Source organism: Embleya sp. NPDC005971 (genome assembly GCF_040629175.1).
GTDB lineage: Bacteria > Actinomycetota > Actinomycetes > Streptomycetales > Streptomycetaceae > Embleya.
The window spans coordinates 41,265-55,054 of record NZ_JBEXUX010000022.1; the positions used below are offsets into that span (position 1 = coordinate 41,265).

The 13,790-nt window shown below is 71.3% G+C and carries 13 protein-coding genes; 10 read left to right on the plus strand and 3 right to left on the minus strand.

Annotated elements, in window-relative coordinates; all coding sequences use genetic code 11:
• Positions 1-85 precede the first annotated feature (85 nt).
• The 4 genes from ABZ374_RS20670 to ABZ374_RS20685 all read left to right on the plus strand — a co-directional run bounded on the left by ABZ374_RS20670 (position 86) and on the right by ABZ374_RS20685 (position 4,036).
• Complete coding sequence (locus ABZ374_RS20670; protein ID WP_360313212.1) at positions 86-826, plus strand: ABC transporter permease; 741 nt, start codon at positions 86-88, stop codon at positions 824-826.
• On the plus strand, positions 823-1,497 hold the full coding sequence (locus tag ABZ374_RS20675) for an ABC transporter permease (protein WP_360313034.1): 675 nt from the start codon (positions 823-825) through the stop codon (positions 1,495-1,497). The genes ABZ374_RS20670 and ABZ374_RS20675 overlap by 4 nt, the downstream gene beginning before the upstream one ends.
• Before the next feature lie 92 nt (positions 1,498-1,589).
• Positions 1,590-2,444 (plus strand): ABC transporter substrate-binding protein, encoded by an 855-nt coding sequence (locus tag ABZ374_RS20680; RefSeq protein WP_360313214.1) that lies wholly within the window; start codon positions 1,590-1,592, stop codon positions 2,442-2,444.
• Positions 2,445-2,650: 206 nt separating this feature from the next.
• Positions 2,651-4,036: a hypothetical protein gene (locus ABZ374_RS20685; RefSeq protein ID WP_360313036.1), complete on the plus strand. Its 1,386-nt coding sequence runs from the start codon at positions 2,651-2,653 to the stop codon at positions 4,034-4,036.
• Positions 4,037-4,079: 43 nt separating this feature from the next.
• On the opposite strand, the gene ABZ374_RS20690 is transcribed toward ABZ374_RS20685, so the two are convergent.
• The gene (locus tag ABZ374_RS20690; RefSeq protein ID WP_360313038.1) at positions 4,080-5,231 is read right to left on the minus strand and encodes an NADH-quinone oxidoreductase subunit D; all 1,152 of its coding nucleotides are present in this window, start codon (positions 5,229-5,231) and stop codon (positions 4,080-4,082) included.
• A gap of 70 nt (positions 5,232-5,301) precedes the next feature.
• Here ABZ374_RS20690 and ABZ374_RS20695 point away from each other — a divergent pair, with 70 nt between their 5' ends.
• From ABZ374_RS20695 to ABZ374_RS20705, 3 genes are read left to right on the plus strand one after another with little or no spacing between them, the layout of a single operon-like run.
• Positions 5,302-5,799 (plus strand): PH domain-containing protein, encoded by a 498-nt coding sequence (locus ABZ374_RS20695; protein ID WP_360313040.1) that lies wholly within the window; start codon positions 5,302-5,304, stop codon positions 5,797-5,799.
• Positions 5,796-7,166, plus strand: a complete 1,371-nt coding sequence (locus ABZ374_RS20700) for a PH domain-containing protein (protein ID WP_360313042.1) — start codon at positions 5,796-5,798, stop codon at positions 7,164-7,166. Before ABZ374_RS20695 ends, ABZ374_RS20700 begins: the two co-directional genes overlap by 4 nt.
• A gap of 36 nt (positions 7,167-7,202) precedes the next feature.
• The gene (locus tag ABZ374_RS20705; protein ID WP_360313044.1) at positions 7,203-8,456 is read left to right on the plus strand and encodes a CoA transferase; all 1,254 of its coding nucleotides are present in this window, start codon (positions 7,203-7,205) and stop codon (positions 8,454-8,456) included.
• Between the two features lie 61 nt (positions 8,457-8,517).
• Here the strand turns inward: ABZ374_RS20705 and ABZ374_RS20710 are convergent, their stop codons facing one another.
• Positions 8,518-9,492, minus strand: a complete 975-nt coding sequence (locus ABZ374_RS20710; protein ID WP_360313046.1) for an SAM-dependent methyltransferase — start codon at positions 9,490-9,492, stop codon at positions 8,518-8,520.
• Positions 9,493-9,598: 106 nt separating this feature from the next.
• Between ABZ374_RS20710 and ABZ374_RS20715 the strand changes: the two genes are divergently transcribed.
• The 3 genes from ABZ374_RS20715 to ABZ374_RS20725 all read left to right on the plus strand — a co-directional run bounded on the left by ABZ374_RS20715 (position 9,599) and on the right by ABZ374_RS20725 (position 12,823).
• Positions 9,599-10,777, plus strand: coding sequence for a histidine kinase (locus ABZ374_RS20715; RefSeq protein WP_360313048.1), 1,179 nt, complete (start codon positions 9,599-9,601; stop codon positions 10,775-10,777).
• Between the two features lie 118 nt (positions 10,778-10,895).
• Entirely contained in the window at positions 10,896-12,128 is a 1,233-nt protein-coding gene (locus ABZ374_RS20720) for a histidine kinase (RefSeq protein WP_360313050.1), read from the plus strand.
• Positions 12,125-12,823 carry a response regulator transcription factor gene (locus ABZ374_RS20725; RefSeq protein ID WP_360313052.1) on the plus strand — a complete coding sequence of 233 codons (699 nt, stop codon included), beginning with the start codon at positions 12,125-12,127 and terminating at the stop codon, positions 12,821-12,823. The genes ABZ374_RS20720 and ABZ374_RS20725 overlap by 4 nt, the downstream gene beginning before the upstream one ends.
• 78 nt (positions 12,824-12,901) lie before the next feature.
• Here ABZ374_RS20725 and ABZ374_RS20730 read toward each other — a convergent pair whose 3' ends face one another.
• A complete protein-coding gene (locus ABZ374_RS20730) occupies positions 12,902-13,711 on the minus strand; it encodes an SDR family NAD(P)-dependent oxidoreductase (RefSeq protein WP_360313054.1) in 810 nt (269 codons plus the stop codon).
• Positions 13,712-13,790: the final 79 nt, after the last annotated feature.

A 13,790-nucleotide genomic window follows, 5' to 3' on the forward strand; every position in this document is an offset into this window, starting at 1 on the left:
CCCGGACGATCCCGTTCACACACCGGGTGTGTCGGCCGTCACGAGAATGCCCGTCCGACCGCTGGGGTACTGTCCGCCCGTGATTGTGGCCTCCGGTGACTGCCTGAAGCGCAACTCGTGGGTCTGCGGGAAGTACTTCGACGAGTACTCCGAGGAGATCACCACCGCGTTGCGCGAACACATCTATCTGACCGTCGTATCGGTGGCGATCGGTCTGCTCGTCGCGTTCCCGATGGCCCTCGCGGCCCGGCGTTGGCGACTGACCGGCAGCGTGCTGCTCGGCTCGACCACGATCCTGTACACGATTCCCTCGCTGGCGATGTTCGCGATTCTGCAGCCGTTCACGGGTCTGACCGAGACCACGGTGATCATCGGCCTGGTGTTGTACTCGCTGACCATCCTGGTGCGGAACATGCTCGCCGGTCTGCAGGCGGTGCCGCCGGATGTGGTGGAGGCGGCCAAGGGCATGGGCTACGGGCCCGGGCGGTTGCTGTTCCAGGTCGAACTGCCGCTCGCGCTGCCCGCGATCATGGCCGGCGTCCGGGTCGCCACGGTGTCCACCGTCGCGCTCACCACGGTCGGCGCGATCGTCGGCTCCGGCGGGCTGGGCAACCTGATCTACTCCGGCATCGACACGCTCTTCAAGGCGCAGGTGTTGACCGCGTCGGTGTTGTGCGTCGCGCTGGCCATCGTGGCCGACCTGTTGTTGCTCGGCGTACAGCGGCTGTCGACCCCGTGGGAGCGGGCCGGCGGGCGCAAGCGGCGACAGTCGGCGGTGCCCGCGCCGACGGCCGAGATCGACCTGAAGGCGGGGGCCTCGGCGTGAACGTGCTCGGCGACGCGTGGGACTGGTTGGCCGACGGCACGAACTGGAGCGGCGAGAGCGGGGTGTGGAATCGGCTCGGCGAACACGTCGTGCTGACCGTGGTGTGCGTGCTGGTCGCGGTGGTCATAGCGCTGCCGATCGCGCTGTGGCTGGGACATCTGGGCCGGGGCGGCACGCTCGCGATCAACATCTCCAACATCGGGCGGGCCATCCCGACGTTCGCGGTGCTGGTGCTGCTCGGGTTGAGTCCGATCGGCATGGGCGACACCGCGACGATCATCGCGCTCGTGTTGTTCGCCATCCCGCCGGTGCTCACCAACGCCTACGTCGGCATGCGGGGAGTGGACCGGGACGTGGTCGAGGCGTCGCGCGGCATGGGCATGACGGGCGGGCAGATGTTGTTCCGTGTCGAGCTGCCCCTGGCACTTCCGTTGATCATGACGGGAATTCGAACGTGTGCCGTTCAGGTTGTTGCGACCGCAACACTCGCGGCACTGGTCGCGGGGGGCGGTCTCGGGCGCATCGTCACGGCCGGTTTCGACCTGCAGGACAACGGTCAAGTGGTGGCGGGGGCAATCCTCGTGGCCGCGTTGGCTCTGGTGGTGGAGGGCCTGTTCGCGCTCGTGCAGCGGTTCACGGCCCGGACGCCGCGTGGCGGTGTGACCTCGTGAGAACGGAAAGGGCGGTGCATCGCATGCTTATACGGCGTGGCAAGACGGGCATGACGGTCGGCGTGGCGGCAGGGCTGTCCCTGGTGTTTCTGATGGGCGCGACGGGGTGTTCCTCCTCGGACGACGACAAGACGGTGGTCGGTTCGGCCGGTTTCACCGAATCCGAGATCCTGGCGCAGATGTACAAACAGTTGCTCGACAAGGGCGGGGTGAAGGCGAGCATCAAGACGGTCAAGAACCGTGAGCTCTACGAACCCGAGCTGGAGAAGGGCAAGATCGCGGTCGTGCCCGAATACGCGGCGACGATGGCGGAGTTCCTGAACCGGAAGAAGAACGGCCCGGATGCCGCACCGGTCGCCTCGCCGGATGTGGCGGCCACGGTCGCCGCGCTGAACACGCTCGCCGGCCCGGCCGGGCTCAAGTCCGGAACACCGTCGCAGGCCGTGGACCAGAACGCGTTCGCGGTGACCAAGGACTTCGCCGCGAAGAACAACCTGAAGACGCTCTCCGACCTGGGCCGCGCCGGCATCGAGGTGAAGATCGCGGCGGGCGAGGAGTGCAAGACGCGCCCGTTCTGCGCCCCGGGCCTGGAGAAGACGTACGGCATCAAGGTGAGTGGCGTGGACCCGCTCGGCGTGGGCACCACCGCCGCCAAGCAGGCGGTCAAGGACGGCAAGGACCAACTGGTCCTGACCACGTCCACCGATGCCACGCTCGACCAGTTCGGCCTGGTCGTCCTCACGGACGACAAGAAGCTGCAGAACGCCGACAACGTGATTCCGGTCGTCAATTCGGGCAAGGCGGACAAGATCCTGCCGCTGGTCGACAAGCTCGCCCCCGTGCTCACCACCGAGGACCTGACCGCGCTCAACAAGCAGGTCGACGAGGACCGCAAAAAGCCGGCCGACGTCGCCAAGGCCTACCTGAAGTCCAAGAACCTGATCTGACGCAATTTCCTCGATGACGGCAAATCCCCTGGCGCCGACCGGACTTACCCATGGTCCGGTCGGCGTCGCGGCATTCCGGAGGATTTCGGCCCGGCCCGGTGTTCGCGGTCGGCCCGGCCAAGTTCCCCCCACGGAAAGCAAAAAAGCCCGCGCCCACGGCAACCCCCGCACCAAGGCGAACGCCGTATCGCGCTAACGTCTGGTGCATGCCACGTGGACGCCATCGCTCGGTCTCGACCGCCACACGCATATCCCTGCTTGCCGCCATATGCGCGCCGGCGCTCGTCGCCGTCGTCCTGGCGGTCGTCGCGGGAGGTGCGACCACACTTCGACTCGCCGTGTTGCTGGGCGTGTTGTCCGCGGCCGGCGCGATCGCGTGGGTGGTCCGCGGGAGTACCGCACACCATCGGCGACTGGCCGAGGAGAGCATCGCCCGGCGCCGCGAGCGAGAGCGTTCGGCCGAAGAGCTGCGGGTGGCGATCGAACGGGCCGACGAGCACGAACTCGCCGTGTTGCAGGCCGGCGAACTGGCCGCCGACCACCTGGTGTCGCGTCCGCAACGGCTGACCCCGGACCTGTTCGCGCGCGGCGCGGCGGTGTTGGACCTGCTGGATCGGCGGGCCGGCGAGGCGCGTCCCACGGCCCCGTCCATCGTCCCGGCCGTGCGTCGGCCGCCCGTCTCCGCGCCGGACCTGGTCCCGGCCTACGCGGCCTCGGTGTTCGGCCCGGCGGCGCGCCCCGCCGCGCGGGTCGAGAGTGCGCCCGCCGCCGCGACGCGGCCCGCCGCCCCGGTCGCCCGGCCCGCCGAGCCCGGCCGCGGTGTCGCCCGCCCGGCCGGTGCCCCGGCCCCGGCGGCCCCGGCGGCAGCCTCCCGGGCCGATTCCGCCGCCGTGCCCGCCCGCGCCGAGTCTCCCGGGGCAGCCGTTGCCGCCTCGTCCGCGCCGCCGGCCGTCGCCACCCCCGCCGTCCCGGTCCCGGCCGGCGTGTCGGCTCCGGTAGCCGACACACCTGCCGACACACCCGGCGTCGCGTCGCCGCCGCCCGCCGCGGCCGAGCCCGCCTCCTCGACCCCCACCCCGCCCGCGACCGTGCCCGCGCCGGCCCGGGCGTCCGGAACCGAGACCGCCGAGGTCACCCGGATGGTGCGGGACAAGGTGCTGGAGGTGACCCGCCGGGTGGCCGGCTCCGGGGCCTCCGGGCGGTTCGACTTCTTCGCGCCCAAGGCCGCTCCGGCCGAGCCCGAGGCGACCGGCTTCCTGACCGACGAGCTGTTCGGCTCGGACGCGCGCTACGACGCGCTGGTCGCGGGGCGCCCGCAGGGGGAGGAGATCGAGCCGGCCGAGGCGACCTCCGTCCCGGACCGGGCGGTCGACGACATCGAGGCCGATCGGCTCGCCGACCCGGTCCGCGCCGAGGACACGCCGGTCGTCCAGCCCACGCCGGTGCACCGCGGCCAGGGCGTACGGTTCGCGCCCAGCGAGTCCGACCGGGTCCGGCCGGGTGTGCCGCGGCCCAAGCCGCTGCCGGTGGACCTCACCGCGCACGACGACACCGAGGAGATCCCCCGGATCGACATCCGCAAGCACGCCTGACCCGGCCGGCGCCCCGCCCGACCGCCGACCGGCGTCCGCGGTGTCACTTGTCGATGTCGCCCACGACGAAGAAGAGCGATCCCAGGACCGCCACCATGTCCGCGATCAGGCAGCCCGGCAACAACTCGGTCAGTACCTGCACGTTGTTGTAGGACGCGGAGCGCAGCTTGAGTCGCCACGGCGTCTTCTCGCCGCGCGAGACCAGGTAGTAGCCGTTCAGGCCGAGCGGATTCTCGGTCCACGCGTAGGTGTGGCCCTCGGGCGCCTTGAGCACCTTCGGCAGCCGCAGGTTCACCGGACCCTGCGGGAGTGCGTCGAGCCGGTCGCAACACGCGTCGGCCAGGTCCAGGCTCACGTGCACCTGCTCCAGCAGGCATTCGAACCGGGCCAGGCAGTCGCCCTCCTCGCGGGTGACCACCCGCAGCACGTCGGCGAGCTCGCCGTAGGCCAGATACGGCTCGTCCCGACGCAGGTCGAAGTCGACGCCCGAGGCCCGCGCGATCGGCCCGCTGACTCCGTACGCGGCCACCAGGGCCGGTGTCAGCACCCCCACCCCCCGGGTGCGGGCACGGAAGATCTCGTTGCCCGAGACCAGGTCGTCCAGCCCGGTCAGCCGGGTGCGCACGGTGGCGACGGCGTGCCGTACCCGCCCGGTCCAGCCCGCCGGCAGATCCTCCTTGAGGCCGCCGACCCGGTTGAACATGAAGTGCATCCGGCCACCGGAGATCTCCTCCATCACCGCCTGGATCTCCTCGCGCTCGCGAAACGCGTGGAAGATCGGGGTGATCGCACCCAGCTCCAACGGATACGAGCCCAGGAACATCAGATGGTTGAGCACCCGATTCAGCTCGGCGAGCAGGGTCCGCGCCCAGACCGCGCGCTGCGGCACCTCCATGCCCAGCATGCGCTCCACCGCGAGCACCACGCCCAGCTCGTTCGCGAACGCGCTCAACCAGTCGTGCCGGTTCGCGAGCATCACGATCTGTCGGTAGTCGCGTACCTCGAAGAGCTTCTCCGCGCCGCGGTGCATGTAGCCGACGATCGGCTCGGCGGAGACGATCCGCTCGCCGTCGAGCACGAGTCGCAACCTCAGCACGCCGTGCGTGGAGGGGTGTTGGGGCCCGATGTTGAGCACCATGTCGGTCGTGTCGAGCTGGTCGGCGCCGATACCCACGCCCACGGTCCTGGCGGTCATGGACCCTGAGTCTGCCAGTAGTCGTGTGCTCCTTCGCACCCTTGTATGCCCACCTGGGAAGGTTGCCCCCATGAAACCGGCCGATGACGCCCTGGCTCCGCCCGACCTCGACTGGCGGGCCGTCTCGGAACAGCTCTACCGGATGCGCCGCGCGCTGCTGCTCGCCGGCTGTGTGGTGTTCGCCGTGCTCGCCGGCGGTCTGCTCGGCCGGTTCGTGGTCTGGTGGGCGGGCGCGGTGGTGGTGCTCGCCTGCGTCGGGACGGCTGCCTGGGGTCTGCCCGCGCTCCGGCGCAACCAGCGCTCGTGGCGCTACGCGGAGCGGGACGACGACCTGCTGATCGCGCACGGCGTGCTGTTTCGCCGGCTGGTGGTGGTGCCGTACGGGCGGATGCAGTTCGTGGACGTCGAGGCGGGCCCGCTCGAGCGTCGCTTCGGCATCGCCACGGTGACCCTGCACACCGCCTCGGCCTCCTCGGACGCGGTCGTGCGCGGCCTGCCGCCGGCCGAGGCCGCGCGGCTGCGCGACCGGCTCGCGGCGCTGGGCGAGGCCCGATCGGCGGGGTTGTGAGCACCGCCGGCGAGCGGCCCGTCCAGGGCACCGACGAGCCGCGCCGGCTGCACCCGCTGACCCCGCCAGCCCGCGGCTGGGTGGTGATCGCCGCGTGCCTGGGCGTGGTCGTGCACAACGTCAACTCCGGGTGGGCGACCCCGGGTCGGCTGATGATCGGGCTCGGCGTGGTGGTGCCGCTCGCGTTCGGCTACGGCTACCTGTCGTGGTGGTTCACCACGTTCCGGATCGAGGGCGACGACCTGCGGCTGGATTCCGGGGTGCTGTTCCGGCGGACCCGGCACGTACGCCTGTCCCGGCTCCAGGCGGTCGACATCGTCCGCCCGCTGGCCGCCCGATTGTTCGGGCTCGCCGAGTTGCAGCTCCAGGTCGCCGGCGGGGACAAGGCCGAGGCGAGCCTGTCCTATCTGGCCGAGGCGGAGGCGCAGCGGTTGCGCGCCGAGTTGCTCGCGCGTGCCGCGGGGGTGCGCCCGGACGTGGGGGAGGCGCCCGAGCAGGCGCTGGTCTCGGTGCCGCTTTCGGCGGTGGTCGGCTCGGTGTTGCTCTCGGTGGGCACGTGGGCCGCGCTCGCGCCCAGTGTGGTGGTGGTGATCCTGGCCTTCGTCCTGCACGAACTCGCCTTCGTGTTCGGGTCGGTGCCGCTGTTCCTGGCCGCGTGGCAGTTCACCGCCGGGCGGGTGATCCGGAATTTCGACTTTACCGTGGCGCGTTCGCCGGACGGTCTGCGGTTGCGGCACGGCCTGCTCGAACAGCGGCATCAGACGGTGCCGCCCGGCCGGGTCCAGGCGGTGCGGATCGTGCAGCCGTGGTTGTGGCGGCTGCGTGGCTGGGTCCGGGTCGAGATCAATGTGGCCGGCTACGGGGGCAAGGACGCCGACGACAAGGAGACGATCCTGTTGCCGGTCGCGCCCCGTGTGGTCGCCCACGGCCTGCTCGGCCAGATCCTGCCGGGTGTGGACATCGACACGGTCGAGCTGATCCCGGCGCCGCGGCGGGCCCGTTGGCACGATCCGGTCGGCTGGTCGGCCTACGCCTACGGCGCGGACGCCGAGGTGTTCGTGGCCCGCAGCGGCCGGTTCCACCGGATCCTGGATGTGATTCCGCACGCGAAGGTGCAGAGCGTACGGCGGACCCAGGGGCCGTGGGAGCGCCGGCTCGGCCTGGCCACCGTGCACCTGGACTCCACCCCGGGTCCGGTGCACGTCAAGGCGGCCCGACGGGACGCGGCCGAGGCCGACGCGATGGTCGCCGAACAGGCCGAACGCTCACGGATCGGACGCCGCGAGGCGGGTGCGGAACGCTGGATCGGACCCGCATCTGACAGTTCGTCAGGTTCCGCCTCTTCCCTCGGCGGGAGCGCCGGTTAATATCTGACGCACCGTCATATTCGCAGGGAGGCAGCGATGAGTCAGGTCGAGTCGAAGGGTGGGGCCCCGCTCGCAGGGGTTCGCATCATCGAGTGTTCGATGCTGGGACCGGCCGCGATCACCTCGTCGCTGGTCGATCTGGGCGCCGAGGTGATCAAGATCGAGCCGCCGCAGGGCGACTACATCCGGGACATGACGTGGCCCATCGTGGAGGGCTCGTCACTGATGCACCTGCACGTCAACCGGGGCAAGAAGTCACTGGTCCTGGACCTGCGCAAGCCGGAGGCGATCGAGACCTTCAAGGCGCTGGTCAAGGACGCCGACGCGGTGATCGAGGCGATGCGACCGGGCGGTCTGGCCCGGCGCGGGATCGGCTTCGAGGACCTGAGGAAGATCAACCCCAGGATCGTGTTCTGCACGATCTCCGGCTACGGCGCCACCGGCCCGTACCGGGACATGCCCAGCCACGGCGTCGCCTACGACACCTGGGCCGGCGTGGTGAAGCCGGCGATCAACGAGGACGGCTTCCCGTATCTGCCCGAGCACGCCTCGATCGGCATCCACGCCGGTCCGATGTTCGGCGCGCTCGGTGTGCTCGCGGGCATCATCCGGGCTCGGGCCACCGGCGAGGGCAGTGTGATCGACATCGCCCAGTCGGACGCGGCCGCGTCGATGGACTGGCTGCGCAGCGAGACCTGGAAGGCGTACGAGCGCCCGGAGTCCGAGGTGACCGGCAACAAGTCGGACAACTACGAGCGGCGTGCGCCCGGCACCGGCGGCATGGAGAAGGGTGTCCGCTACCAGATCTACGCGACCAAGGACGATCGGTACGTGCTGTTCATGGCGTCCGAGCAGTCGTTGTGGAAGAACTTCTGCGAGGGGGTGGACCGGGCCGACCTGTTCGAGCGCTGGCCCGGCTCCAAGTACGCGGACCACGCGGTCGGCAACGTCGAGCTGCGCGGCATCCTGCGGGACATCTTCGCGACCCGGACCGCGCGCGAGTGGATCGAGTTCGGCAACGACGCGAACACGCCGATCGCGCCGGTGAACACGCCGCAGACGATCGCCGAGGATCCGCAGTTCCGGCACCGGTTCCCGTGGTTCGACCAGGACCGGCTCGGGGCCGAGCAGTTGCCGTCGCCGATCAAGTTCGTCGGGGAGTCGCTGCCCGTGCCGGAGCGGGCGCCCACGGTCGGGCAGCACAGCGCCGAGGTCCTGGCGGACCTGTTGGGGTACGACGAGGCGCGGATCGCCGCGCTTCGGGCGGCGGGGGCGCTCGGTTCGAGCTGACGGCCGGCCTCGGACGCCGGCCCGGCCGGTTTGCCGGGCCGATCGGCTCGGGGTGGTTCGGTCAGGGGCGGAGGTGGGTGGGGACGGGCATGCGGATGCCCTGAGCCAGCCAGTGGAAGTCGCCCAGGCCGCCTCGTGCGGTGAGTTCGCCGGCCTCGCCCGCGTCGCGCAGGCCGGCGAGGTAGCCGGTGGGGTCGGTGCGGGCCAGTTCGTACGGCGGGCGGTGGCCGGTCAGGCCCAGGGCGCGCAACGCGTGCCGCTGGGTGGTCAGGACCGTGTCCCGCGCGCCCGCCGCCTCGCCCGCCGCCGCCACCGCGTCCATCGCGACATGGCAGGTCACATCGCAGGTGCCGTCCGGAATGGGCGGCACCTGCCGGCCCTGCCGATATCCGGTCAGCGAGCCGTACGTCGGACGCCCGTCGGCCAGGTGTCCGTAGTCGATCGCCACCGCGACCCCCCGCTCCAGCCGCTCGATCGCGTCCGCCCACGCGACGTCCCGGGACTCGCCGATCTCGGCCCGGGTGCCCGGCTCCGCGCCGACCAGCGGCCACCAGCGATCCAGCCAGCGGGCGTCCTCGTCGCGGACGACGGCGCCCAGCCGCTCGTCCCCGGTGCGCACGTCCACCTCGACCACCCGCGGCACGCCGTGCTCGTCCACCTCCGCGACGTCGGCGGGGACGTTGTCCAGCCACTCGTTGGCGATCAACAACGCGGTCCGACCCGGCGGAACCTCCGGCTCCCAGCCGATCGACGGCGGCAGCGCCTCCGGCCGGCCGGCGACATCCACGCCGATCAGCTCCAGGTGCGGCGCGATCCGGCACAGCGCGACCAACAACTCGCCCCGCCCGGCGCCCACGTCCACGACGGTGTCCAGGTCCGCGGCGCGCGCGAGGTCGGCCAGCGCGCGGGCGAACAGCGGGGAGGCGTGCACCGAGGTGCGGAAATGGCCGGCGGGGCCCTCGGCCCGGCGGTAGAAGCCCTCGGCTCCGTACAACGCCCGACGGGTGGCTTCCTTCCAGGTCAGCCGTCGTTCCATCGAACCCGACGGTACCGGCCCCCGATCGCCGCCGTACGACCGAGGTCGGTCTGTGCCGGTCCGTCCGGAGTGTGGGCGAACGGATGTGCCCGTCTAACCTGCCTGTGTGCATCACCTGTACGCCTGGCTCCGTGGCCGCCCCCTGCTCGTGGACGCAGCGTGGGCGTTGCTGCTGCTCATGTTCGGCCTGTTCGAGGTGATCATCGACGAGCCGGGCCCGCTCGACCTCCCGCACCTGGTCGCGCTCGGCACGATGTCGATCGTGCTGCTGATCCGCCGGCGCAATCCCAGCCATGCGCTGGCGGTCACCCTCGCGGTCGGGATCTTCCAGCTCTTCGACGACATACCGCCCGGCCTGGAGGCGGTCGCGATGCCCGCGATCGCCTACAGCGCCGCCGCCTACAGCTCGCGCTGGGTCTCGCGCACGGCGCTCGTCGGCGGGGTGCTCGCGCCGATCGCGGCGATGTTGCGCTGGTGGGACAACCCGGAGGTGCCGACCACCGGCATCATCTTCTTCACCTTGTTGCTGATGGGCCCGTTCGTGATCGCCTGGGTGCTCGGCGATTCGATGCGCACCCGGCGGGCGTACTACGTCGAGCTGGAGGACCGGGCCGACCGGCTGGAGCGCGAGCGGGACCAGCAGGCGCAGATCGCGGCGGCGGCCGAGCGGGCCCGGATCGCGCGCGAGTTGCACGACGTGGTCGCGCACAACGTGTCGGTGATGGTGGTGCAGGCGGACGGCGCCGCGTACGCGCTGGACGCCGCGCCCGAGTTGACCCGCGAGGCGCTCGGCACGATCTCCGCCACCGGCCGCGAGGCGCTGGCCGAGATGCGCCGCCTGCTGGGCGTGCTGCGTTCGCAGAGCGAGGGCGACGCCTATGTCCCGCAACCGGGCGTCGAGCAGCTCGAAGACCTCCTGGAGCGGGTGCGCAGCGCGGGCCTGCCGGTCGACCTGACCGTCGAGGGGGTGCCGGTCGAGCTGTCCCAGGGCGTCGCGTTGACCGTGTACCGGATCGTCCAGGAGGCGCTGACCAACACCCGCAAGCACGGCGGGCCGGACGCCAAGGCGCGGGTGCGCCTTCGCTATCTGGGCGAGGACGTCGAACTGGACGTGGGCGACGACGGGCGGGGCGCGGCGGCTCCCGGCGACGGGATGGGACACGGTCTCGTCGGTATGTGCGAGCGGGTCGCGCTGTTCGGCGGCCATCTGGAGACCGGGCCCCGGCCGGACGGCGGCTGGCGGGTCCGGGCCCGACTGCCGGTACGCCCGGGGGAGGGCGGCTGAACCGTCCCGGCGGCACTCGGGGAGGGCCCGCGACCCGGTCGGATCCGACTTGTGGCGGAGGGATGATTCGGCAAGTCGGTTGACGCGCGCCCGGCCCGCGGCCACGTAGCGTCGAAGTGTGCAACGAATCTATGCGTGGCTGCGAGCGCACCCCCTGTGGGTCGACTCGGTGTGCACGATTCCGGTTCTCGGCCTCGGACTGCTCCAGGTCGTCTCGGACACCCCCGTCGCCGCGCCTCGGTGGTGGTTCCTGGCGATCGTGGCGCTGCTGAGCCTGGGCATGGCGCTGCACCGGGTGCGTCCGATGACCGCGACCGCCCTCGTGGTGACCGGCGGCCTGATGCAGCTCGTCTGGGACGACACGCTGAGCGCGGCCAACTATTCGATGCTCGTCGTGCTCTATACGGCCGCCAAGTCCGGTCCGCGCTGGCTCTCCCGCACGGGGCTGGCGATGACCGTGCTGGGACCGGTGATCCTGCTCTCGCGCTTCCCGGAAACGGGCGGTTCCTCGTTCCGCGACAACGTGATCGGCTTCGGCTTCATCGTGGTGTTGCTGGCCATCGCGTGGGTGCTGGGCGATTCGATGCGCACCCGCCGGGCGTTCTACGCCGAGTTGGAGGAGCGGGCCACCCGGCTGGAGTTCGAGCGGGACCAGCAGGCGCAGATCGCGGCGGCGGCCGAGCGGGCCCGGATCGCGCGCGAGTTGCACGACGTGGTCGCGCACAACGTGTCGGTGATGGTGGTGCAGGCGGACGGCGCCGCGTACGCGATCGAGTCGTCGCCGGACCGGGCCCGCGAGGCGCTGGGCACGATCGCGGCGACGGGGCGGGAGGCGCTCGCCGAGATGCGCCGACTGCTCGGGGTGTTGCGTTCGCAGGCCGAGACCGACGCGTACGTGCCGCAGCCGGGCGTCGAACAACTCGGCGAATTGGTCGAACAGGTGCGCACCGCCGGCCTCAACGTCGAGCTCCGGGTCGAGGGGGTGCCGGTCGAGCTGCCGCAGAGCGTCGCGCTGACCGCGTACCGCATCGTCCAGGAGGCGCTGACCAACACCCGCAAGCACGCGGGTCCCGATGCCACCGCCACGGTCGGTGTCGGCTACGGGGAAGATGGGCTCGAAATGGAGATCAGCGACGACGGCCGCGGTGCCGCGGCCCCCGGCGACGGCATGGGCCACGGTCTGGTCGGCATGCGCGAGCGGGTCGCGATGCTGGGCGGTCGGTTGCGGACCGGGCCGAGCGTCGGGGGCGGTTGGTCGGTCAGCGCGATGTTGCCCTACGCCGGTCGCCCCGACGACTCCTCCATCTCCTCCGGTACGCCCGCCAGGACGACTCTTCAAGGAGCTCAGTGAGCATCAAGGTGATGCTGGTCGACGACCAGGAATTGCTGCGGACCGGTTTCACCATGGTGTTGCAGGCCCAGCCGGACATGAGTGTGGTCGCCGAGGCCGGCGACGGGGTCGAGGCGCTGGACAAGCTTCGGCACGTGGACGTGGACGTGGTCCTGATGGACGTGCGGATGCCGCGGATGGACGGGGTCGAGGCGTGTCGGCGGATCTGTGCCGAGAGCGGTGAGAACGCGCTCGTGCTGCCCGAGGGCCGGGCCCGACCCAAGGTGCTCATGCTGACCACCTTCGACCTGGACGAGTACGCGTTCGCCGCGCTCAAGGCCGGGGCCAGCGGCTTCCTGCTCAAGGACGTCCCGCCGCCGGAGTTGCTGTCCGGGATCCGGGCGGTGGCCTCCGGCGACGCGGTGGTCGCGCCGAGCACGACCAAGCGGCTGCTCGACCGGTTCGCGCCGATCCTGCCCAGCGACCACGAGCCGCGCCCGGACGTGGTGGACGCGCTGACCGAGCGCGAGCTGGAGGTGATGATGCTGGTCGCCCAGGGGTTGTCCAACGCGGAGATCGCCCAGCGGCTGTTCCTGTCCGAGGCCACCATCAAGACCCACGTCGGCCGGATCCTGATGAAGCTCGGGCTGCGCGACCGGGTCCAGGTCGTGGTGCTCGCGTACGAGACGGGTCTGGTCAAGGCCAGGGGTCGCTAGCCCCCGTCCGTCGGGCCACGCCCGCACGCCGCTCGGGCGATCGCCCGACCCGCGTGCGGGCGCGTCCGCGCGGTGGGGTCAGTCGGTATAGAAACCGCCGTCCGGGTGCAACATCTCACCGGTGAAGTAGGACGACTGGTCGCTCGCCAGGAACAGCGCCGCGTTGGCCACCTCGCGGGCGCTGCCCATCCGGCCCAGCGGCACGCTGCCGAGCAGGCGCTGTTCGAGCTCGGGCATCCCGCGCAGCACCGCGGTCATGTTGGTCTCGATGAAGCCGGGACCGATCGCGTTGACCCGGATCCCGGCCGGGCCGAGCACGAGCGCGGCCTGCTTGGTCAACATCCACACACCGGCCTTGGACACGGAGTAGGCCGCCGAACCCGCCTCGGGGTGCTTGGCGGCGATCGAGGCGATGGTGATGATCGAACCGCGTCGCCCCTGGGCCACCATCCAGCGCGCGGCGGCCTGGACCGCGAGCAGCGTGCCGGTCAGGTTCACGTCGAGCACCCGCTGCCACTCGGCGAGCGGGCTGTCCACGAATCGCTTGATCGGGTCCCGCTCGGTCGCGACCGCGTTGCTCGGTCGGCCGCTGACATAGTCGGCCGTGCTGATGCCCGCCGCGGTGACCAGCACGTCGATCGATCCGAACGTGTCGATCGCGTGCTGCATCACCGTCCCCACGTCGGTCGGGCTGCTCGCGTCGGTGTGCATGTAGGTGGCCCGCCGGCCACGCTTCTCGACCGCCTCGACGGTGCCGATCGCGGCCTCGTCCAGCAGGTCGGCGATCACGATGTCGGCGCCCTCCTCGGCGAAGCGCTCACAACACGCGCGGCCGATCCCGTTGGCGCCGCCGGTGACCACGGCCACCTTCCCGTCGAGCTGTCCCATCTCCCGCTCCCCATCTCCGTCCCCCCGGTGCACTCATGTGCGGTCGATGGTGTTGCCCATCCCACGCGGCTCTCGAAAC

What these genes read in the sequence shown, in the direction of transcription:
- ABZ374_RS20690 (WP_360313038.1), bottom strand. Translation starts at nt 5,231, where the DNA reads ATGACCGCCAGGACCGTGGGCGTGGGTATCGGCGCCGACCAGCTCGAC.
- ABZ374_RS20695 (WP_360313040.1), top strand. Translation starts at nt 5,302, where the DNA reads ATGAAACCGGCCGATGACGCCCTGGCTCCGCCCGACCTCGACTGGCGG.
- ABZ374_RS20680 (WP_360313214.1), top strand. Translation starts at nt 1,590, where the DNA reads ATGGGCGCGACGGGGTGTTCCTCCTCGGACGACGACAAGACGGTGGTC.
- ABZ374_RS20685 (WP_360313036.1), top strand. Translation starts at nt 2,651, where the DNA reads ATGCCACGTGGACGCCATCGCTCGGTCTCGACCGCCACACGCATATCC.
- ABZ374_RS20730 (WP_360313054.1), bottom strand. Translation starts at nt 13,711, where the DNA reads ATGGGACAGCTCGACGGGAAGGTGGCCGTGGTCACCGGCGGCGCCAAC.
- ABZ374_RS20705 (WP_360313044.1), top strand. Translation starts at nt 7,203, where the DNA reads ATGAGTCAGGTCGAGTCGAAGGGTGGGGCCCCGCTCGCAGGGGTTCGC.
- ABZ374_RS20710 (WP_360313046.1), bottom strand. Translation starts at nt 9,492, where the DNA reads ATGGAACGACGGCTGACCTGGAAGGAAGCCACCCGTCGGGCGTTGTAC.